Origin of the sequence: Siphonobacter sp. SORGH_AS_0500, assembly GCF_002838835.1 — a bacterium.
GTDB lineage: Bacteria > Bacteroidota > Bacteroidia > Cytophagales > Spirosomataceae > Siphonobacter.
On the sequence record NZ_NHPP01000009.1, the window covers coordinates 13,040 to 34,282 of the forward strand.

Here is a 21,243-nt window from a genome sequence, read left to right on the forward strand (position 1 = left end):
TTTTCCAGGCAATATTGGCCTCATGCTTTGGACTACTTAACCCTAGCCTTCGTCAAGTGTTTTCAATCTTAAGTCATGTCTTATAAACATTTGTTATTTTTCATATTTTAACACTTATACAACTTCTTACCATATCATATTTTCTTACCATTTATGGTTAAATACTCGTACCTACTACCGCCATTCTTGCCGTTCATTTTTTAATATTGTTAGGTAAAGTATTTTTACTGCCCTCTTTTTGCCCATACTTTTAATTAGTTTATGAGTTTCTTAACCCAGAGCTTCCGCCAGTGGCTGAGGTTAATTTTATTGATTTTCATTCCTTACCTGGGATCGGCTCAGGAACTTTCGAAAATCAACCGCCCCAAACGCGTCATTACCCCCCGCGATGGATTACCCCAGGCTTTCGTATCTGGTCTGGTACAGGATCGTACGGGTTTTGTCTGGGCCGCCACCCGCAACGGGCTGGCTCGTTACGATGGTACACATTTCAAGGTTTTCCAGCATGATAAAAATGATTCGACGAGCCTGCACTCGAACGTTCTTTCTTATCTGATTCCCGATGTTCACAACAAGATCTGGATTCAGTACGAAAGTACGGCTTTGGATGTCTTCGATCCCGAAACCGAGCAAGTTACCCACGTTTCCCAGGAACCCCTCTTTCGTAAAAACCCTCATTACTTCATCAGTCAGGGCCTTTTAGTGGATCATAACAGTAACGTATGGGGCATTGAGCTACAAAATGGGCTGTATTACTACGACCGGCAACACCAGAAAGTCACTCATTTCACCCGGCACTCGCATCACTTACCCTCTGATAGTATTCGGGGAATTATGGAAGACAGTCGCCATCGCGTCTGGGTGATTAGCATGAAGGGTCTCGGCTTTATTAATCCCACCACGGGTCGATACACGCCAGTTTCGCTGCCTTTTCCACTGGATTTTGGCACGAGTCCTGCCATACTTACTGACATGATTTCCATGATCGAACGCCGCAACGGCGAGCTCATGTTCAGCGATGCCCGAAAGCTCATTTTCCTGAACCCCGAGCGGAATACCTTTCGGCAGGTCCCTTTCCTGAAAGATCAGAATCAATCCATTCGATGGATTAGAACGGGCCCTAATGGCCATCAATACTGGGAAATCCAGGGCAGTGTCTATGAATATTCCGACCGACGGGGCATTCGGCATGTGGGTGAGTCGGCTCTGGAAGACCTGCGGGAAGCCTGCTCCTTTTTAGTGGATCGGTCAGGTCTAATCTGGCTGGGCACCAACGCTGCGGGCATTCATCAAATTGACCTTGACGCTCCTTATTTTCATGTTTTTGAAAACAAAGATTCCTTTCACGAAGATCTGTTTCGGAAAGAATTTGGTCTTTCCCTCGCTCAAACGTTCGGCTGGCCGAAAAATGAACCTGAGTTTCAGTTATCAAGTTATACCCTACGTTCGCAGTACGATGCCCAGAAACGGCTCTGGATCGCTTTATGGAAAAATATAGGGTACTGGGACGAACAGCAGCGACGTATGGTCTTGCTTCCTTCGCCGCCGGGCTTAAGAACTACTAATTTCCTTTACGAAGGCATTCGGGGCTTAAGTTTTGATCCGCAAGGGCAACTATGGATTATGGGTAATGACGGTTATCTGGCTTCTTTTGACGCCCTTACCCGTCAATGGACCACTCAGCTTTCAGCCTCGGTTTTTCAAGATTTGTCCTTTGCCAAAAAGGATCACCGTCCGATTACTCCAGTGGATTTATACGTCGATGCACAAACCATCTGGCTCACCACTGCCTTTGACGGGTTAATCGCTATTGACCGCAAAAGTCATCGGATTGAATTCATCACCCGCGAGAAAAATCCCCAGGTCATTCCTACGAACCAGCTCATCGGGATTGTAAAAGACCCTTCTGATCCAGATTTGCTCTGGATCGGCAGTTATGATGGACTCATTTGCTTTCAGAAAAGTACTAAAACCAGCAAAATCTATACGGTTGCTCAAGGCTTACCCGACAACACTATTTACTCCATTTTACCCGATCAGGCGGGTAATTTGTGGCTGGCGACGAACAAAGGACTCTGCCAGTTCCATCCTAAAACGCATCAAATTCGCATTTTTCAGGCTTCCGACGGACTTCCCGGCGAAGAATTCAACCGCTTTCATTTTCTTAGATTACCCGACGGCAGGCTTGCCTTTGGCGGTATTGAAGGCTGGACTCTTTTTATGCCTACCCGGTCTTTCGTGGATTGGTACCAACCTCGGTCGGCCCTTACCAGTATTAACATTAACAACATCCCCATTGCTCAAACCCCCTTCGCTCAGGCGGTTTCGGGTTTAAAGGAGTTAACGCTACCCTATGATCAAAACTCGTTGACTTTCGACTTCTCGGGTTTGCAGTATAACCAGCCACATAAACTCAAGTATCGTTACCAACTGTTGGGTTATGACGAAGAATGGAACTACACGGGGCATGCTTCGCTAGCTCATTACACCAAACTCCCGCCCGGCAATTATGTCCTTCAGATTAACGCTACGAACACTACCGGGCAATGGAGTCCGCATATCTATCAGTTAACATTAACCATTGAGCCCCCTTTTTACCGCACCTGGTGGGCTTACGGGCTATACTTGCTGCTGGGCGGCGGATTATTATGGGCTTTTATTCAGTACCGCATTAACCAGGATCGGTATAAACAAGCCATTTCTCTGAAGGAAAAAGAGGCCGCTCAGCTTCGCCTGCTCGATGAATTGAAAACTCGTTTTTTCTCTAACATTACCCACGAATTCAGAACGCCACTCACGTTGATTTTGACCCCCGCCGAGCGGCTTCGGCAGGAAGTAGAGTTACCTCACCAGCAACGCTGGATCGACAGTATTGAACGCAACGCTCACCAGTTACTACGACTCATTAACCAGCTCATGGACCTGGCCAAGCTTGAGTCAGGACTCATGCAACTATCTTTAGTGCGGGGTCACCTCAGCGAAGTGATTACGAATTTGACGGCCTCGTTTCAGATGGAGGCGGAACGAAAGGGCATTCAGTTCAAAACCCAGCTACATGGCCCCTCTCAGGAATACTGGTTTGATATTGACAAGCTTGAACGTATCACGTATAACCTGCTTTCCAATGCCCTGAAATTTTCTAAATCCGGCGATCAGGTACGGCTGGTCATTTCCCAAACGCCGCCTACAGAAATCCAGCTTCCCGAGTTCTGGAAATCTTTATCCGGCGGGGTATACCTCAGCGTTCAGGATTCCGCCATTGGCATTGCCCCCGAAGCTTTACCACACATTTTTGATCGCTTTTATCAGGTCGATGAAAGCCATTACCGGCAGGGAACCGGCATTGGTTTATCATTGGTAAAAGAGCTCGTGGATATTCAGCAAGGTCATATTCACGTGGAAAGCAAGTTAAACATTGGTACTACGTTTGTCATTTGGTTGCCTTATCAACAGGCTGTTACCGAAGTCATTCCGACCGTCAAAATAGAGAAAGAAGAAGATTTCCAGATGCCGCTGTTATTGGTGGTAGAAGACAATGCCGAACTAGCTGAATTTATTACCGATAGCCTTTCACAATCCTATCGGGTAAGCTGGGCTGCCAACGGTTCGGAGGGACTCAAACAAGCCTTGGCCCTAGGCCTGATTTAATCATTAGTGATGTCATGATGCCCATTATGACGGGATTGGAGTTATGCCAAGCCTTAAAAAAAGACGAGCAGACTAGTCATATTCCTATCATTCTATTAACGGCTAAATCAGGTTATCAAAACCGCATTGAAGGACTCAACTACGGAGCTAACGCCTATATTACCAAGCCTTTTCATATCCAGGAGCTTCAGTTGCAAGTCCGAAATCTGCTCGACCAGCAGCGAATGATTCAGCAGTATGCCTTGCAGGCCCTTACCGAACCAAACGCCCAGCCTTCGACGGTTGAAGATCCCTTCCTTACCCGCTGTTATACCCTGCTGGAAGAGCGACTGGATGATTCCTCACTGGGTGTTGAAGAGTTCGCTCAACTTATTGGCATGAGCCGGGTGAGTCTGCACCGCAAGATCAAAGCCCTCACGGGTCTGCCCATCAGCGAAGTCATTCGCAACTATCGACTCAAACGAGCCATTGTTTTTCTGGAAGAGGGCTATAACAGTTCGCAAACAGCTTATCGGGTAGGTTTTGAAAGTCCGGCATATTTCACCAAGTGCTTTAAAGACCTTTATCAAATAACGCCGTCTGAGTATTTAAAACAGGCTAGTGGCTCATCCCAGTAAGGTGTTTCCTTGCTGGATGAGCCAGTTCTTTACTGCATGAGCTGATTTATCCATCTACAAGAAAAGGACTCCCGATCATCTTACTCTATAGAATAATAGAGAAAATTAGGCGTCCCATTAAACAAAGTTTACTAAAATCCTGTCAAGCTAAGCCTATCTAAAATACTGAAATTTAATCATTTACAAACCAAACACAGTCGGCACTTAAATGTATTTCTACTTATTTTATAATAAATAATTTAGACTTTTTATTATAAAATTGACTTTTTTGTAGCTAAATTATGTTTACTTATCAGAGCCAGGTTATGAAGAGCCTTTACCTGGTACTGAAGAGCATTGAATGACAAGTGCTTTAAATCCAGCAAAAAACTTTGTCGGTAAAATCTGGTTCATTTTATATCACTCTTGCTCGTTTGTTTCAGATGAGTAAGAATTCATACATCGCTGATTCCCATGCATACCCCCCCTTTAGCTTCTACCTCCCTGCTTTCGGATCCTACGAAGCTTAAGCTACTTCAAATGATGGAAGAAGTAGAAGATTACGCCATTATACTTCTGGACAACAAAGGCTATATTCAATCGTGGAACAAAGGAGCTGAACGCATCAAGGGTTACTCCGCCCAGGAAATCATTGGCAAGAACTTCAGAGTGTTCTACTCCGAAACCGATCTTCTGCTTGACACACCCGGCCAGTTACTCTTGGAGGCTGCTTCGAAGGGAAGTGTTCAGCGGGAAGGTTGGCGTGTGAAAAAGATAAGACTACGTTCTGGGCTTCCATAAGTATTAAAGCCCTGTACAATGAAAAGGCAGAAGTCATTGGTTTTGCCAAAATTACCCGGGATCTTACCGATCGACAACTGGCGGAAAAAATCATTCTTCAGCACGCCCAGCAAATTGAACACAAAAACAAAGAACTAGAACAGTTCGTCTACATCGCTTCCCACGATTTGCAGGAGCCACTTTTGAACCTGACGAATTTTGTTGAATTGCTACAATACGAATACGGTTCTTTATTTGATGAAACGGCGAATATGTACTTCGACGTCATCAGTCAGGGAGCAAGCCGGATGCGAAACCTCATTCGCTGCCTGTTGGATTATTCCCGACTCGGTCAGCAAGCCAAGTTGGTCCGGGTGGATTGTCAGCAGTTAGTGGAGACGGTTATCAGCGACTTATCCGTTCCCATTAAAGCTTCTGGAGCAGAGATTCACTTCGAAAACCTGCCTATTCTGGTCGGGTACGCGACCGAGCTTCACCAGTTATTTCAGAATTTACTGAGTAATGCTATCAAATTCCGAAAGCCTGGCGTTTCTCCCGACATCCGCATCACTGCCGAACAAACCGCTGAAGGATGGCGTTTTGCCGTTTCGGATAATGGCATTGGCATTGCTCCGGAATTCAAGGAAAAAATCTTTCTCATTTTCCAGCGTCTGCACGAGCGAGAGGCATACGAAGGCAACGGCATTGGGCTGGCTCACTGCAAAAAATTGTAGAAATGCACGGCGGAACTATTCAGGTAGAGTCCGTCACTAATCAAGGTAGTACCTTTTGGGTTACTCTTCCTTTTCTTAGCCTTTAATGTTTTATGAAGAAATATAAAGATCTACACGGCGTATTACTGGTAGATGATGATAAGTTTACAAATCTCATTCACACCAAAGCCATCGAGCGTACGGGTATCGATGTGCAGGTAAAAGCGGTATCGAACGTAAAGGATGCTCTAGATTTTCTGACTAGCCAGCAACTTGCCGATTCGGTTCGTCCCGGTATTATTCTGCTTGACATTAACATGCCCGGCCTGAGCGGTTGGGATTTCATGACTGCCTACCATCAGCTTGAAGAAAAATTCAAAGTGAAAGTGATCGTTACAATGCTCACCACTTCCCTGAATCCCGATGACGAAAACCGGGCTAAACTCGACAATCAGATTGTAAGTTTTCTACACAAACCTCTTCGCCCCGAGATATTCTCCCAATTGGTGGAAGAGTATTTTGAAAAAGAGGATTAAAGCATAGAAAGACCCAATACCCCAAAGGAGCGAACCATTTTTTCATAAATAGGTCGCTCCTTTTTTCATAAACATTCTCCTGAGTATCAATCCCTTTGTTACGTTATATCCCGCGTTTTTTACCCCTATTCCTCCTGCTTCCTTCCTGACTGGTAAAGATACTCAGCTAAATTATTATAAAAAATATACAATTTATCCAGCAGAACTGAAGCAGCGGCTATCCCCTTTTATCTTCTAGGTCTGCCGCATTTAATAATCTGAATTATACCTTTCTTCGTATATATTTCTCACCATCAGCCCAGTATAAAACATATCATTCGATAAAAACCAGAGATATGCTTTTAGAATTTACAATTTTATAATGTAAAAATAGGCTCAACAAACTTTTTTATTCCCTGATAAATCCTATTTTTGTTGTATGCAAGATCGCCATCTGCATTCCGCCAACGATTTAAACCGCCATATTTTTATGAATGCTTTGCTAACTATACCTGTTCGTGATTTGCCCATGCCGGACAGCCAGCCTTTTTAAATTTCATTACCCCACCTGAGCCCTCCAGGGGCTATACTTTTTCCTGAACTTAGACCTAAGTAGAACAAGAGGCTTTCCTCTGTTTTGCTTCTAAATGCATCCGCCCGTTTAAAATGAGTTCACCCCATACCTATGTAGTCATTATGGCCGGGGGCGTAGGCACCCGATTCTGGCCTTTCTCCCGTCAGAGTTACCCCAAACAATTTCACGATGTATTAGGCGTTGGCCGCACCATGCTGCAAATGACCTTCGACCGGCTGGCAGAAATCTGTCCTCCTGAAAACGTCTACATTGTCACTTCCCAGGAATATTACGATTTAACCAAACAGCAGTTACCCCAGCTTTCGGATCACCAAATTCTTTTGGAACCCTCCCGTCGCAACACGGCTCCCTGCATTGGGTATGCCTGTTATAAAATTGCCGCCCGTGACCCTCAAGCCAATATCGTCGTTACGCCCGCCGATCATTTAATTCTTAAAGAAAAAGAATTCGTTGACCGGATTAAAGTGGCTCTCGATGCTACTGAGAATTCAGACTTGTTGGTTACGCTGGGTATTACCCCTACTCGCCCCGATACGGGTTACGGCTACATTCAGTTTGATGACCAAGCCGAAGGAGAGGTAAAACGCGTGAAAACTTTCACCGAAAAGCCTCATTTACAGCTGGCTCAAGCTTTCTTGGAAAGTGGCGACTACGTTTGGAATGCCGGTATTTTTGTATGGAATGCCAATTCAATCCGAAAGGCTTTTGAATCCTACCTGCCCGAGCTTCACGAGGTCTTCGAAAAGTTGGAAAATCATTACTATACCGAAAAAGAAGCTGAAGACCTGCTCCAGCACTATCCTCTTTGCCAAAGCATTTCCATTGACAATGGTGTGATGGAAAAAGCCCAGAATGTGCACGTCGTATTAAGTGACATTGGCTGGTCGGACTTAGGTACGTGGAAGTCTCTTTATGAAGTAAGCGAAAAAGACGAAAACGGCAATGTGATGGATGGACACATTGTGACACATAACACGACGGGTTCCATCATTAAAACACCTAAAGAGCGACTGGTAGTCGTTGAAGGCCTCCAGGACTTCATCGTTGCTGAGTTTGACAACGTACTGATGATCTGCCCTAAAGATCAGGAACAGAAAGTAAAAACTTTTGTAGCTGATGCTTCGACTCGGGGCTTAGAGTTTGTGTAACCCTTTGAATGATATTCTTCATATCATCTAAGACAAACCCGGAAAACCTTCTTCTGGTTTTCTGGGTTTGTCTTTAGTAAAGAGTATATTCTTTTTGAACTACCGCCATATGCAGCTTTATCGACTTTTGGGTTACTCCCTTGGGTGCCTTCTCTGTTTCCTCTGTCATTTCCCTGCCTACAGTCAATTCAATCGTCCCGTCTACGACACCACGGTAACGCGGGGTATTCGCTATAAAGCTGAGTTGGGTGGATTGGTTTCTACGAGTTCCCGTACCCCCTTTTGGCTACGGTCCAATCAGTTTGGTACTGTTCCATTTGAATCCCCATCAGCCCTGATTACCTTAGGAGCTACGGGCTTATGGGGAGACGCAACACAGAATCGAAAACCTTATCTAAAAGCAGGTGTAGAAGCCGTAGGAAACCTGAATCGCTCTTCCCGCTTGATCTTACCTGAAGCGTACGCGGCGGTTAGGCTAGGTCATGCCGAGTTGTATGTAGGACGTCGCAAGGAAATCAATGGCATCACTGATACGCTCCTTACTTCAGGTTCCTATGCATGGTCAGGTAATGCGGTTCCAATTACTCAAGTTCGCATAGGTACTAAAGATTACGCTCCTTTAAAATTCACTAAGGGTGTTATTTCTTTGAATGCATTCATCAGTCATGGATGGTTTACCAATACCGACTCTATGCAGAATGTCTATTTACATGCGAAAGCTTTATTTGTACGCATTGGTAAACCTACCTGGAAAGTACGTTTTTACGGAGGAATGAATCACTTTGTTCAGTGGGGCGGATACTCCAGGTATTTAAATAATAGCTTATCTAATAATGGATATTTACCTTCTGGCTGGGGAGCTTATAAAAGAGCCTTCTGGCCGAGTAAGATAGAAGAAAAAGGAGGGAGTGGTTTTACTGCTTTCGATACCGCCAACCGTTCAGGTAACCACTTAGGATCCGTGGATATAGCTCTAGAGCTTAGTCTTCGACGCACCAATTTTCTGTTTTATATTCAACGACCCTGGGAAGACATGTCTGGGGTAGTTTTGGTAATTTACCAGATGGAACATACGGAGTACGTTGGCAAAACCGCACTACAGAGCCCATACGTAGTTTTCGATTAACCAATATAACGGCTGAGTTTGTCACAACCCTTAATCAAAGCGGTCCTAAGTATCCCAAAGGTAATGATGATTATTTCCATAACTATCAGTACATCAATGGATGGACAAACGAACGACGTATTATTGGGACTCCCTTCATCACTCGATGGATGGATACTACTCCCAAATGGTACAATTTGCGGGGTCCTTACCGGAACTTCTCGATGATTGTTAATAATCGTATTCAGGTAATTCATATTGGAGCCATAGGGCAGCTGGCCAATGGCGTTAAATTTCATGCTTTGCTCTCTCAGAGCTGGAACCGAGGTCGTCCCTTTAGTCTAGAACCCATACCAGGGGGAGTTAAGCAATTTTCTGGTCTACTAGAAGTAGTCGTACCAAGTGGCTTGTGGGGAGGATTGGAATGGAAAGGCAGTCTAGCCGCAGATGCAGGCCAATGGCTTACTCCATCAGTAGCTGGCATGCTCACTTTACGGAAAACAGGCTGGTTTTAAACCCGCTTAAGTTGTTTTCAGCCGCTTTTTAGTAAATAGCTCTTTAGTTAATAACCACAAATAAGTAGTATTTGTAACTGCATAGCGTTTAAATAAACGTTTGGGTTCCTGAACCAGTCGATACAACCATTCCAGACTTGCTTTTTGCATCCATTCTGGAGCTCTTTTCTGCATGCCTACCATTACTGGTAAAGCTCCTCCAATACCAATCATTGTTGCCTGAATCCGCCCTTTCATGGAAGCCATCCATTTTTCCTGTTTAGGACATCCTAGAGCTACAAAGATCATTCTAGCCCCACTAGCATTAATTTTATCCACTATTTGCTGATCTTCTTCGGCAGTTAAAGGTCTAAATGGCGGACTATACATGCCTGCTACGTGCAAGGAAGGGTATACTTTTCTAATATACGCATCTGTTTGATCCAACATGGCCTGAGTTCCTCCGTAGAAATAAACAGGCAGTTGTAATTTAGATGCTTCTGCCAATAAATCAGGTAGCAGATCCATCCCTGCAACACGGTCTTGCTGAATTCCATGCACAAGCTTCAATCCCCAAGTTAAAGGCATTCCATCTGGAGTCACTAAATCTGCGTTATTGACTATCGATGCAAAGGCCTCATTATTGTAAGCTTCTACTAGCATATGTACATTAGCAACGCAACAGTAAGCAGGAATTTGGTTGCATGCCATATATACAAGCTTATCAATAAAGCTTTGATAAGGGCCCGAGCTAATTTTAATGCTAATGAGTTGCATGTATTTACAATTTAATGCCTCTATTTAATTGTGTTTTAATGCTTTGTGCCATTCTCAACTCAGCATAAACGCCTTATTATATATGTTCTACATCTGAAATTCCGTCATATTGAATTAACAGATTAGAGCATAATCAATACTTTTATGAAAAATAGGTTAAAGGACATTGCTATTGATGTATAAACAATTAGTTTTAAATAATTTAATTACGTTAGAAATGATGTAATTAAATTATTTAAAACTAGTATTAGTACAACGCTACTTACTATTCCAATATTCAAAATGTACTTTGCCTTCGCCTTTCAACCAATTAATGGTTTCCTTTACGTTATTAGATAAATCAGGATTATATTGACCAAAAGTATCGACAGTTAACTTTGTCGGAGCAGGATAATCCTCAATCATATTATCTAAACGTTGAGAATACAATGGGAATGGAACTTTAAAAGTTCTAAGAACGTCCCCCACTAATGCCACACTTTTAAAAAGTACGTAAGGAGCTCTTTTAACTTCTTTACCATTCAACTGCATAGAAATTTCATTGAGCCATGAATAAGAATCTATAGGTAAATCTCCCACATAAAATGTTTTCTTATCTACTACTTCAGAAGGTGCAATTAAAATATTATAGATTTGATGTACAATATTTTTCACATACCCATAAGTTCTAATAACTTGATTATTCGTAGGATGAGAATATAACCCTTTATCTATCATTCGCCACAATTCAACAGGGTAACGCATATGCCAAGGGCCCCAAATATTAGCAGGTCTAATAATTGTCCACAAGCATTTTAGATCTGCAGAATGCGTATACTTTTCTGTAAGAACTTTACTTTGACCATAGACTGTATGAGGCTCAAAGTCATACATATCAGAGGGAAATATCTTACTTTTAGATTTATAAACGTACTGAGTAGAAGTAACTATTATTCTCTCAATAAAATTACACTTTTTAACAACATTGAGTAATCGGCGAGTTCCTTCATGATTTTCCAGATAATCTTCAAGTTTGTCACTCAAAGTATCCGTTCTAGCGGCTAAATGAATGACAGTATCTGGTCTATAGTCATTGAATATAGCTAGTACTTCGTCTTCATTCATTATATTACCCTTAACCCAATAGGAGTTGTGGCTATCTTTTAATGGATTCTTTTTATCCAGGTTAATTATTTTATCATATCCTTTTTCTAATAAAAAGTCAACTAGGTTTGTCCCTATAAAGCCTGAAGCACCAGTAATCAGAATTGATTTCATTTCAGTGAATTAAAAAAATTAACAATATTATTCTCGAATTTTTCAAGAGAGTAATTCATCAAATAGCTATTACGGGCATTTAAACAAATTTCTTCGTATCTAGTGGGATTCTCAAAAAGATACAATATTGACTTTTTCATACCTTCATAATCATGAATTTCATGGACATACCCATTATAATCATTCGTAATTTGATCAGGAACACCTCTCCAATTAGTTGATATAGCAGGAATACCACAAGAAAATGCCTCAAGTATAACAGTGGGAAAATTCTCATGTTCAAAAAATGTAGGAAATAATAATACATTTGAACTAAACATAAGAGCATCTTTATCATTCCCTGTCTTAACTCCGTAATATTCAACATAACCTTTTTGACAGCCTCTTCAATAGCTTTTTCTTCAATATCAGAAAAGGTTTTTCCAATTATTCTTCCTATTATTAATGGGTTAATTGAATTGCATTGCTTAACAACTTCCAAAAAGTCTAATATCCCCTTCGTTTCTCGGCATACACCAATAAATAGAACAATAAATTTATCTGAGAGGTTTCTTTGTAAGGAGTCCCTATAAATATTTTCTACACCATTGGGAATAACGCTTATATTATGAGACTTCAAGAAAATTGGATCACTTTTTCCCAAAGAACTAAGGCATATAGAATACTCAGGAAAAAAAAACGCTTTTTCAAACATGAGTCTAATAGTACCCTTGAGTTCAGGATATAGGCTAGCTATTCCACCAGCATGGAAATGAAATATTATTTTTACTTTAAATAATCTCGCAAAAAACAAAAGAACAATATCTCTAATAACAGGTACACGTTCAGAACCAGATGGTGGATAATATAAAAAATCCGGTCTATTAAAAATGATATTATAATTTATATTAATAAATAATTGAAATAACTTTATAATTTTTTTAAAACTAACAGATCCATTTTCACTCATTTCTTCACTAAAATTCATCCTAATAAACTTATAATTTATCGAGTTTTTTTTCAGCGTATCAATCATTCTTGCAATATTAATACTCTGGCCTCCATAGGGGGGAGGAGTTTGACCCACAATCAAAAATTTCATAATAGTAATTATAAGCTATCAACATTTAAATATTTGATAATTCGAGCTGGATTTCCAACTACTACACAATTAGCAGGAACATCTTTTACCACGGTAGATCCTGCACCAATAGTAACATTATTTCCAATCGATATTGGCCCGATTATGCAAACATTAGCACCTACATCAACGTTATTACCTATTCTAGGGCAAGTAGAATAAGAGCCATCTGGTAATTGCTTATTCCCTATCGTTGTACAATGTCTCAGAACACAATTTTCTCCAATAACAGTACCATCATTAACAACTAAGGCATGTCCATGAAAAACAACTAGTCCTTTACCTATTTCAGTTTTGTAGGGTATCTCTATTCCTAGAATCCATTCCACAAATACCCTATAGGCGATTAGATATGGCACCCATATAATAAATAGAAATTTATTATTATACGGAATGTGCGAAATTCTGAACAGAATTAATATAATCTGCCCTTTAATATTTTTTTTGTTCCGTTTGTAATCTTGAAAAATATTCATGAGAACTATATTTCTTTTCCTTTAAAATTGAAAAAACAGATAATATATAATAATACATCATATAATCAAAGTAAATCATCACATTATCAGTTATTAATAATATAAAAAGGAATATAAACATAATAAATATGTATCTACTATATTCTACACTTTTAAAAAACATAAATAACCATATAGTATAACCAATAATTCCTAACTCTAAAAACCATCTAAGCAATTCAGAGTGAAGGTTAGTTACGTTATTTATTTCGTTCCCATACTGAATTAGAATATTATCGACACTTCCAACTCCAGAGCCAAAAATCAAATTATCTTTTTCTAATTCTTTAATAACTAAAGCATATAAATTTTGACGTCCTTGCATAAATGCATTAGTGTAAATACCAAAATTATTAAATAAATAGTCATCATATTGGCCATCAGCTATATTATAATAGAATAGAATTATAACAACAGCAATTAAAGAAAATAAGGATGAAAAAAACTTAATATTAGATAATATAATTCTATATAAAAATGGCAGTTTATATAAACAATAAGCTACTAAGATAGAAAGAAGAACAATTCTCTTAAATCCTAATATTACAAAAATCAGTATAAGTAGGCTATATTTCCAACCTATTTTATAATAAAAACTGTAAAGCAGAAGTAGCGACAATAGGAATGGATATAGATTACTCTCACTCGATACTGAAGAATCTTCAATAGCAGAGAATATTTGACGCCACTCTAAAATAGAATTTAATAAGGACTCTCTTTTTTCTAATACATATCCTCCAATAGTTAAAAATGTTATATATTTAAAATAATAGTCAATCCTATGAACTTTAATTAGTGGAGCCAATAAGTACACTGTTAGTATTGGAAGTATTACAAATAAAGCATTCGCAATTGATCTGAAAGACAAATTATTGCCAAATACTCCTTGAAAGAAAAAATAAACTAAATATAAAATAACATAGAAATACAGAAAATATTTTAAATATAATTTGGCCATTTCTAGCTCATATACAATTCTATTTTTTTTGTTCTGCAAAACTAAAAAACTAACTACTATAGGTAAAGCATATTTTGCATAACGTATATCTGAAATAAAAATAGATATATACGATAAAATAAAATATATATTTAACACTAATAAGAATAAATCGTTCTTGTCCTTAAAATTACCTTCCAAGTAAAGGTTATCATTAGAGCTCGTTTTTATATAACTATTTTTGGCCATTTAGTTTTTATTTAAATTCAAAATCGAATAAACTAGTTTCTTTTTTCCGTAAAAACTCATCTTAATAAATGTTTCTATAGCACAATCATATTTTTTAAAAAACAAAAAGTATGAAAATAATCTTTCTAGAAATAAATAATTAAAATATTCTTTATCAAATAGATGATTTAGTTTGCTCAAGATATCATTCTTAACTTTGAATAGATATTGAACATCAAAATTATTGTTCAAGCTGTATCTCACTTTGCTAGATATTATACTTATAACGTTAATTTCTTCTTCGGTAAGATTTAGTGATGAATAATCACAAAATAGTTTGATCAATTTCTTAATATAATCATGATCACTTTCTATATCCTCTTGGTAAGTTGAAGTCACATTTGTATTATGTCGCCTATACTTAACTAAAATATCTTTTAGATTATGAAATTTAGTTTTAGAATATAATTCAATCCATAAATGATAGTCCTCATATTTAGGAAAATCATAAGAGTACTCATTGAAAACTACCTTGCTTCTCATCATTACAGTTGGGTGAGAAATAGGATTATAGAAAAGAAATGTAGATGTAATTTTTTCTGCCGTGTCGGGTCTATAAATTTTTTTATTATCAGATTTATCACTTCCAAATTGCTGCATAGCACTTCCTATAAGTCCTATTTTAGGATTTCTCTCTAAGAAATTAATTTGTTTTTCGAATCTATCTTCTAAACTTATATCATCTGCATCCATACGAGCGATATACTTATAATCTTTGGACAAATCCAACCCTTTATTCAAAGTATATATCAAACCTTTATTGGTAATATTTCTATGTATAATCATCCTGCTATCATCAATTGTTTCCAATTGTTCAATAGTTGCATCTGTTGATCCGTCATCTAAAACAAACAAAGTAAAGTCTTTAAATGTTTGGTTTAATACACTCATAACAGCTTCATGAATGTATTTTTCTCCATTGTAGACAGGCAATATTACACTAACTAAAGGCATACTCTTAAATTTAAGATGGTAAACATATATTTATCTCGATTTGGCAACAATTAAAGAACACTATTTTAAAATACTACCAAATATGATTTCATATAATCTATCTGCATTAGAAAGTGAAAATCTATTAACTATGTTTAAAAAGATAACAGAACGAATTCCTGATGGCTTTATATTGAAATCACTAAATTCATCGATATAAAATTTTATACTTTCCAGGCGGTTCACTTTTTCTTCTTTCCTTACGTACATTCTTGTTATGGATCTAACAAGTTGATTGCCATAAACTTTCGCAAAAATGTCTATATGAGCATCAGACTCATAAAATATTTTAGCTAATGCCCATAGATTAATTATACAATTTTTATCTTCAACGTATTTCTTAGAATAATCAGGATGGTTATACTTGTAATACCCTTCTTTTACATTTGAATAAGTATTAATTAATAAAATATATCTAAGTATAAAATCCTCATCTTCCTGAATTTTATAAGACTCATTAAACTTTAGATTATTATCTTGTATTATACTTTTCCTGAACATTTTGCACCATAAGTATCCAAATATTCCTTTAGACTTTAACTTATGAATAAATATTCTTAGGTCCTTCTTTGTCACCCCACGTTCATCATCCATGCCAATAGCAACATTATCACCGTCTATTCTGGCACTACTTTTAATAGATGAATCGTAGAATACTTTAAAACCTTGTACGACCAAGTCTACATGGTTAGCATTTTGTATAAAATTATCCAACCAAATTTCTTCAACTGAATCGTCACTATCTGCAAAAGTAATCCACTTACCCTTAGCATGAGCGATCCCCATGTTCCTCGCGGAACTAGCACCGCCATTGAGCTTATGCAAAACTGTTATCCTAGAATCAATTCTCGAATATTTTTCGCAAATGGTAAATGAATTATCTGTACTACCATCGTTTATCAATATTAGCTCAAAGTTTCTATAAGTTTGAGCTAAGATACTTCTGATGCATTTTTCTAAAACAGACTCAACATTATAAACGGGAACAATAACTGAAACTTCAGGGTTTTCCTTGTTCACAGCTCTATTAAATTTTTACTTCTTTAGTAGCAACTATTTTCTTAAATTCTTCTTTTAATTCAAAAGGAGCTGCCTTTAACAATGATTTTTGAAGTTCAAATAGATTAATATTAGCAGTAGCTATATTTTTATGAATCTCAAAAAATTCTTCGATAGTATGGTTATTAAGAATCTCTTCTATATTAAATCCATCATAGTAAGGAATATTTATAGAAGAAAAATAATCATTAAATTTAAAGCCATCCGTATGAATGTATCCTTCTTTCACCCATATAGCTGGAATACCATAGGCATGAGCAACAATTACTCCGTGCAATGATGTAGACAAAATATAATCACACGAAGCTATTTGATCTACTACACCTTCAATGTCCTTCGTTACCAAGTCAATTAATTTATACTTAGCAGCATATCTAGTTCTAAATGATTCTACTTCGGTCCAGTGTGGTATAATCCCAAGCTTAACCTTTTTTGTAACTTTCGGCTTATATATCAATGGTAGCAACAAAGCTGGATCACCTATAGCTGGATCATCTTTGAAACCTAACTCTTTTAGCTTTCTGATCGTTTCTTTGCCTCTTACTGCATAAAATTTACCTCCTTTACACGTTTCGTTCTCATTCATGAATCCCGCTCCCCAAACCGTAGTATTACTATTTGACTTAGAAATTACTGAGCCAATTACTAACATTCTATGTCCGAAACTTGTAAAAGAGACTAATGCATGCTCGTTAAGCTTCTTAAATCTAAGGATTGATTTAGCGATGTCCTTAATCGCTTCATCTGTAGGGGTCAGACTAAAATATTGAACCTTTTTTGTACCTACTTTTTCAACCAAGTAAGGATTAAGAGCATCACCAAAGTTATCAACGTGTTTCCACCAGAATACTTTTAACTTTCCCATTAGATAGTAATTTGTTTTTTATTAATGTTTTAACTTGATTTTTTTCTTCATTACTCAGACCGAAAAAATACACGGCTACAAAAAAGAAAAATATAGAGACAGCAAAAGTGAGTAAAAACCTGTATTCAACTTGTATATACTGTACTATTAACCAGCAAATGCTTACACTGACAATTACAGGTATAACTTCTTTTAGTATTACTTTATATAAATACTCACTGATTGATAACCCAGCAATTTTGTGTAAAAAATAAATTCTAAGTATACAAGCTATAAACTCTATAACAATCAGTCCTACTAATACTGAATAATCTGGTAAACCTAATTTCAATAATAAAAAAGCTAATGGGATAGTAAGCAATTGCACACCTCCAACTACAGTTTGATAAGTTTTGATTTTACCGGTTGCTTGTAAAGCTGATTGCAGGCCAATAGTTAATTGATTAGTCATAATTCCAATCAATATTAACTGACAAAAGGTTACCGTATACGGAGGTACATTTTTCAACCAAAGTTCTAAGATATTCTTGATTTCGAAAATTGCAGGAATAGCTATGAAAGCCAGTAAAAAGAAAGCAAATTTACTTCCTGCCATTGACAGCTTCAGCATTTTACTACGATCACCTGCTCCCTCACTCTTCATTATTTGTGGATTCAGAGCTTGCAGCATAGCCGATGAGAAAAAATTCATCTGTGCTGAAACCTGATTAGCTATACCATACGCAGCATTTACTAAGGTTCCAAGAAAAACATTTAGTATAATGGCAAGTCCTTGGGTTTTACCTACACTACATAGGGCTCCAAATAAATTCCAACTGGCGAAAAATCCTAATTCTTTTATAATAGGCTTATCGTAATCTTTATAAACTTTGATAGTACATTCTTTGTATTTATTTAAACATATTATTAAATATATCACTAAAGAGATTGCACTTATAAGTGCCATACTACAACCATAAGTAATCAATTTATCTTTACTTATATAGTATAACCCTATAGCAATACCAAGTTTAATCAGTGTCTCAATTATATTTATCAATGCCACCCATACTATATTTTCGTGAGATATCAATAATCCAGAAAAGGGTACCGCTACTATCGTAAAAAAGACAGCAACTGACATGAAGTGATATATATTTTTGGCCGCCTCTAATCTATTTAGAGGTATATTTAAAATCCCATCAAAAATAAACAATGAACCTAATTCTAGCATACCTACTATACTTAGTCCAATAATAATATGCAAAATCAAGCTATTACTGAATACTTTCCTTTGCATGCTCTCATCTTTCTTACCTTGATAATAAGACAAATACCTCTGGGTTGATGTAGACATTGCTGAATTAAGAAATGACAACATCACTATAATTCCAGCAATCAAATTATATATCCCAAAATCAACAGCACCTAATGCATTTAATACTAATCTTGTTGAATATAGGGAAACACCAATTGTAATCACCATCCTTCCGTATAGAATGATAGTATTTTTTATTACACGTCCCTGAGAATTTTCTTTTTCCATTAAAAAATAATAATATAGTTATATTACTTTCCTATGATTCAGAATTATATTAGCTATTCTCTTTTATTATTTATTTAGAATAAATAGGGTATTAGATTTTTGAAATACATTAATCCAATACCCTATTTAATTTTATCCAATTAAATGTTCAAACTGCGTTTTACCTGAACGTTTAAATACTTCTACATCTTTCTCTACCATTTCCTTTACCAACATTGGCAAATCATACTTAGGCTCCCAACCTAATTTGGTTTTCGATTTCGTAGGATCACCAATTAATAATTCTACTTCTGTGGGACGGAAATATGCCGGATCTACTGCAACCACACATTTCCCTTCTTCCAATTGGAATTCTGAGTTGGCACAGCTTACCACATAACCCTTTTCTTCTACGCCTTCGCCTTTGAATTCTACAGTTACTCCAATTTCTGCAAAAGCCATTTTCACGAATTCACGTACACGAGTAGTTACACCCGTAGCGATTACATAATCTTCAGGTTGCTCTTGTTGCAAAATTCTCCACATCGCCTCTACGTAATCTTTAGCGTGGCCCCAGTCCCGCTGTGCATCCAGGTTACCCAGATATAAGCAGTTCTGTAATCCTAAACCAATCGCTGCCACTGCACGGGTAATTTTACGCGTAACGAAGGTTTCGCCACGTAAAGGAGACTCATGGTTAAACAGGATACCATTGCAGGCATACATACCATAAGCTTCACGATAGTTTACTGTAATCCAGTAACCGTAAAGTTTAGCAACCGCATAAGGAGAACGAGGATAGAAAGGAGTATCTTCTTTCTGAGGAACGGCCTGTACTAAACCGTATAATTCAGAAGTTGACGCCTGGTAGATTTTAGTCTTTTTTTCTAGTCCCAGAATACGAACCGCTTCAAGGATGCGAAGCGTACCAATTCCATCGGCATTGGCGGTATACTCAGGCGTATCGAAGCTCACCTTTACGTGAGACATAGCCGCCAAGTTATAAATCTCGTCAGGTTGTGTTTCCTGGATGATACGAATCAGGTTCGTCGAATCCGTCATATCACCGTAGTGCAACTTGAAACGAACGTCTTTTTCGTGGGGATCCTGGTAAAGATGGTCAATCCGCTCGGTATTAATTAAGGATGCCCGGCGTTTTACGCCGTGTACCATGTAGCCTTTTTCTAATAATAACTCTGACAGATAGGCTCCGTCCTGACCATTGACGCCGGTAATTAATGCCGTTTTCATCTTTTAGTTTTTTGTTTTCAGCGGCCGCTGTTGCGGTTTTCAGTTTTCAGTTTTCCAGGCCGAATACTAGTCCACTGGATTTGGTAAGATTTATAGAAGGGTATTATATACTTAGTTATGAGCCGCTACGACTTCTTCTTTCGAAAGGAAATCTGCATAAGCTTTCGTTATACCTTCGGTTAGCTCGACGGTATGTTTCCAGCCCAAACTGTGTAGTTTACTAACATCCATGAGTTTACGAGGTGTACCATCAGGTTTGGAAGTATCAAATTCCAGATTCCCTTCAAAACCCACCACTTTCTGGACAATATGAGCCAGTTCTTTAATGGTCAGATCTTCGCCCGTGCCAATATTTACCAGCTCCCGGCCTTCGTATTCGTTCATTAGGAAAACACAAGCTTCTGCCAAATCATCAGCATACAGGAATTCACGCATCGGTGAACCCGTACCCCAGATGGTTACGCTGGGTGTCCCTGCTTCTTTCGCTTCGTGAAACTTGCGAATTAGAGCTGGTAAAACGTGAGAATTTTGAGGGTGGTAATTATCTCCAATGCCGTAAAGATTAGTAGGCATCGCCGAAATGAAGTTAGCTCCGTATTGATCGCGATATGCTTCGCATAGTTTGATTCCGGCGATCTTGGCAATAGCGTATGGCTCGTTGGTAGGCTCCAGCTCTCCTGTTAGCAGGTATTCTTCTTTGAGGGGCTGTGGAGCCATTTTGGGATAAATACAGCTGCTACCCAAGAAGAGCAATTTGGTGACTCCGTTTTGATAAGCCGAATGAATGATATTGCTTTCAATCATTAGGTTATCATAAAGAAACTCGGCCCGATATGTATTGTTTGCTACAATCCCTCCTACTTTAGCCGCGGCCAGAAAAACATATTCTGGTTTTTCGGTTTCGAAAAAATCAGCAACGGCCTGTTGATTACGCAAGTCCAGTTCTTTGGAAGTACGAACCAGAATATTAGTATAGCCCTGATTTTCCAGGTAACGCTTGATAGCTCCGCCCACCATGCCGCGGTGACCGGCAATGTAAATCTTGCTGGAATTATTCATGAATATTGGTTTCTATTAGAATGG

19 protein-coding genes are annotated in these 21,243 nt (G+C 38.3%); 8 read left to right on the top strand and 11 right to left on the bottom strand.

The features are described 5' to 3' along the window. The first annotated feature begins 261 nt into the window (after positions 1-261). The 8 genes from BWI96_RS12110 to BWI96_RS22375 all read left to right on the top strand — a co-directional run bounded on the left by BWI96_RS12110 (position 262) and on the right by BWI96_RS22375 (position 9,615). Positions 262-3,648, top strand: a complete 3,387-nt coding sequence (locus BWI96_RS12110; protein ID WP_106636901.1) for an ATP-binding protein — start codon at positions 262-264, stop codon at positions 3,646-3,648. A gap of 14 nt (positions 3,649-3,662) precedes the next feature. After that, the gene (locus BWI96_RS12115) at positions 3,663-4,265 is read left to right on the top strand and encodes a DNA-binding response regulator (RefSeq protein ID WP_106636902.1); all 603 of its coding nucleotides are present in this window, start codon (positions 3,663-3,665) and stop codon (positions 4,263-4,265) included. Positions 4,266-4,718: 453 nt separating this feature from the next. Next, the gene (locus BWI96_RS12120; protein ID WP_106637088.1) at positions 4,719-5,045 is read left to right on the top strand and encodes a PAS domain S-box protein; all 327 of its coding nucleotides are present in this window, start codon (positions 4,719-4,721) and stop codon (positions 5,043-5,045) included. Next, positions 5,003-5,758 (top strand): ATP-binding protein, encoded by a 756-nt coding sequence (locus BWI96_RS21930; protein WP_198555243.1) that lies wholly within the window; start codon positions 5,003-5,005, stop codon positions 5,756-5,758. The genes BWI96_RS12120 and BWI96_RS21930 overlap by 43 nt, the downstream gene beginning before the upstream one ends. A 92-nt stretch (positions 5,759-5,850) precedes the next feature. After that, complete coding sequence (locus BWI96_RS12130) at positions 5,851-6,273, top strand: response regulator (protein ID WP_106636903.1); 423 nt, start codon at positions 5,851-5,853, stop codon at positions 6,271-6,273. Positions 6,274-6,918: 645 nt separating this feature from the next. Beyond that, positions 6,919-7,995, top strand: coding sequence for a mannose-1-phosphate guanylyltransferase (locus BWI96_RS12135; RefSeq protein ID WP_232793696.1), 1,077 nt, complete (start codon positions 6,919-6,921; stop codon positions 7,993-7,995). A gap of 109 nt (positions 7,996-8,104) precedes the next feature. Next, the gene (locus BWI96_RS12140; protein ID WP_106636905.1) at positions 8,105-9,121 is read left to right on the top strand and encodes a capsule assembly Wzi family protein; all 1,017 of its coding nucleotides are present in this window, start codon (positions 8,105-8,107) and stop codon (positions 9,119-9,121) included. Positions 9,122-9,270: 149 nt separating this feature from the next. After that, on the top strand, positions 9,271-9,615 hold the full coding sequence (locus tag BWI96_RS22375) for a hypothetical protein (protein ID WP_106636906.1): 345 nt from the start codon (positions 9,271-9,273) through the stop codon (positions 9,613-9,615). A 6-nt stretch (positions 9,616-9,621) separates the two neighbouring features. On the opposite strand, the gene BWI96_RS12150 is transcribed toward BWI96_RS22375, so the two are convergent. The 11 genes from BWI96_RS12150 to BWI96_RS12200 form a co-directional block, all read right to left on the bottom strand. Then, a complete protein-coding gene (locus BWI96_RS12150) occupies positions 9,622-10,371 on the bottom strand; it encodes a WecB/TagA/CpsF family glycosyltransferase (protein WP_106636907.1) in 750 nt (249 codons plus the stop codon). Between the two features lie 258 nt (positions 10,372-10,629). Further along, on the bottom strand, positions 10,630-11,628 hold the full coding sequence (locus tag BWI96_RS12155; RefSeq protein ID WP_106636908.1) for an NAD(P)-dependent oxidoreductase: 999 nt from the start codon (positions 11,626-11,628) through the stop codon (positions 10,630-10,632). Further along, entirely contained in the window at positions 11,625-11,948 is a 324-nt protein-coding gene (locus BWI96_RS23295) for a glycosyltransferase (RefSeq protein WP_106636909.1), read from the bottom strand. The genes BWI96_RS12155 and BWI96_RS23295 overlap by 4 nt, the downstream gene beginning before the upstream one ends. Positions 11,949-12,717: 769 nt before the next feature. Then, a complete protein-coding gene (locus tag BWI96_RS22900) occupies positions 12,718-13,224 on the bottom strand; it encodes a serine O-acetyltransferase (RefSeq protein ID WP_106636910.1) in 507 nt (168 codons plus the stop codon). Beyond that, positions 13,181-14,449 (bottom strand): O-antigen ligase, encoded by a 1,269-nt coding sequence (locus BWI96_RS12170; protein ID WP_106636911.1) that lies wholly within the window; start codon positions 14,447-14,449, stop codon positions 13,181-13,183. Before BWI96_RS12170 ends, BWI96_RS22900 begins: the two co-directional genes overlap by 44 nt. Further along, complete coding sequence (locus BWI96_RS12175) at positions 14,450-15,442, bottom strand: glycosyltransferase (RefSeq protein WP_106636912.1); 993 nt, start codon at positions 15,440-15,442, stop codon at positions 14,450-14,452. 60 nt (positions 15,443-15,502) lie between these two features. Further along, positions 15,503-16,501 (bottom strand): glycosyltransferase, encoded by a 999-nt coding sequence (locus tag BWI96_RS12180; protein WP_106636913.1) that lies wholly within the window; start codon positions 16,499-16,501, stop codon positions 15,503-15,505. Between the two features lie 7 nt (positions 16,502-16,508). Then, positions 16,509-17,405, bottom strand: a complete 897-nt coding sequence (locus BWI96_RS12185; RefSeq protein ID WP_106636914.1) for a polysaccharide pyruvyl transferase family protein — start codon at positions 17,403-17,405, stop codon at positions 16,509-16,511. After that, on the bottom strand, positions 17,368-18,930 hold the full coding sequence (locus tag BWI96_RS12190; RefSeq protein WP_232793698.1) for a hypothetical protein: 1,563 nt from the start codon (positions 18,928-18,930) through the stop codon (positions 17,368-17,370). Before BWI96_RS12190 ends, BWI96_RS12185 begins: the two co-directional genes overlap by 38 nt. A gap of 132 nt (positions 18,931-19,062) precedes the next feature. Beyond that, the gene (gmd, locus tag BWI96_RS12195) at positions 19,063-20,160 is read right to left on the bottom strand and encodes a GDP-mannose 4,6-dehydratase (RefSeq protein WP_106636915.1); all 1,098 of its coding nucleotides are present in this window, start codon (positions 20,158-20,160) and stop codon (positions 19,063-19,065) included. 111 nt (positions 20,161-20,271) lie between these two features. After that, positions 20,272-21,219 carry a GDP-L-fucose synthase gene (locus BWI96_RS12200; protein WP_106636916.1) on the bottom strand — a complete coding sequence of 316 codons (948 nt, stop codon included), beginning with the start codon at positions 21,217-21,219 and terminating at the stop codon, positions 20,272-20,274. Positions 21,220-21,243 lie beyond the last annotated feature (24 nt).

What these genes read in the sequence shown, in the direction of transcription:
- BWI96_RS12110 (WP_106636901.1), top strand. Translation starts at nt 262, where the DNA reads ATGAGTTTCTTAACCCAGAGCTTCCGCCAGTGGCTGAGGTTAATTTTA.
- BWI96_RS12115 (WP_106636902.1), top strand. Translation starts at nt 3,663, where the DNA reads ATGATGCCCATTATGACGGGATTGGAGTTATGCCAAGCCTTAAAAAAA.
- BWI96_RS12120 (WP_106637088.1), top strand. Translation starts at nt 4,719, where the DNA reads ATGCATACCCCCCCTTTAGCTTCTACCTCCCTGCTTTCGGATCCTACG.
- BWI96_RS12130 (WP_106636903.1), top strand. Translation starts at nt 5,851, where the DNA reads ATGAAGAAATATAAAGATCTACACGGCGTATTACTGGTAGATGATGAT.
- BWI96_RS12135 (WP_232793696.1), top strand. Translation starts at nt 6,919, where the DNA reads ATGAGTTCACCCCATACCTATGTAGTCATTATGGCCGGGGGCGTAGGC.
- BWI96_RS12140 (WP_106636905.1), top strand. Translation starts at nt 8,105, where the DNA reads ATGCAGCTTTATCGACTTTTGGGTTACTCCCTTGGGTGCCTTCTCTGT.
- BWI96_RS22375 (WP_106636906.1), top strand. Translation starts at nt 9,271, where the DNA reads ATGGATACTACTCCCAAATGGTACAATTTGCGGGGTCCTTACCGGAAC.
- BWI96_RS12150 (WP_106636907.1), bottom strand. Translation starts at nt 10,371, where the DNA reads ATGCAACTCATTAGCATTAAAATTAGCTCGGGCCCTTATCAAAGCTTT.
- BWI96_RS12155 (WP_106636908.1), bottom strand. Translation starts at nt 11,628, where the DNA reads ATGAAATCAATTCTGATTACTGGTGCTTCAGGCTTTATAGGGACAAAC.
- BWI96_RS23295 (WP_106636909.1), bottom strand. Translation starts at nt 11,948, where the DNA reads ATGTTTAGTTCAAATGTATTATTATTTCCTACATTTTTTGAACATGAG.
- BWI96_RS22900 (WP_106636910.1), bottom strand. Translation starts at nt 13,224, where the DNA reads ATGAATATTTTTCAAGATTACAAACGGAACAAAAAAAATATTAAAGGG.
- BWI96_RS12170 (WP_106636911.1), bottom strand. Translation starts at nt 14,449, where the DNA reads ATGGCCAAAAATAGTTATATAAAAACGAGCTCTAATGATAACCTTTAC.
- BWI96_RS12175 (WP_106636912.1), bottom strand. Translation starts at nt 15,442, where the DNA reads ATGCCTTTAGTTAGTGTAATATTGCCTGTCTACAATGGAGAAAAATAC.
- BWI96_RS12185 (WP_106636914.1), bottom strand. Translation starts at nt 17,405, where the DNA reads ATGGGAAAGTTAAAAGTATTCTGGTGGAAACACGTTGATAACTTTGGT.
- BWI96_RS12190 (WP_232793698.1), bottom strand. Translation starts at nt 18,930, where the DNA reads ATGGAAAAAGAAAATTCTCAGGGACGTGTAATAAAAAATACTATCATT.
- gmd (WP_106636915.1), bottom strand. Translation starts at nt 20,160, where the DNA reads ATGAAAACGGCATTAATTACCGGCGTCAATGGTCAGGACGGAGCCTAT.
- BWI96_RS12200 (WP_106636916.1), bottom strand. Translation starts at nt 21,219, where the DNA reads ATGAATAATTCCAGCAAGATTTACATTGCCGGTCACCGCGGCATGGTG.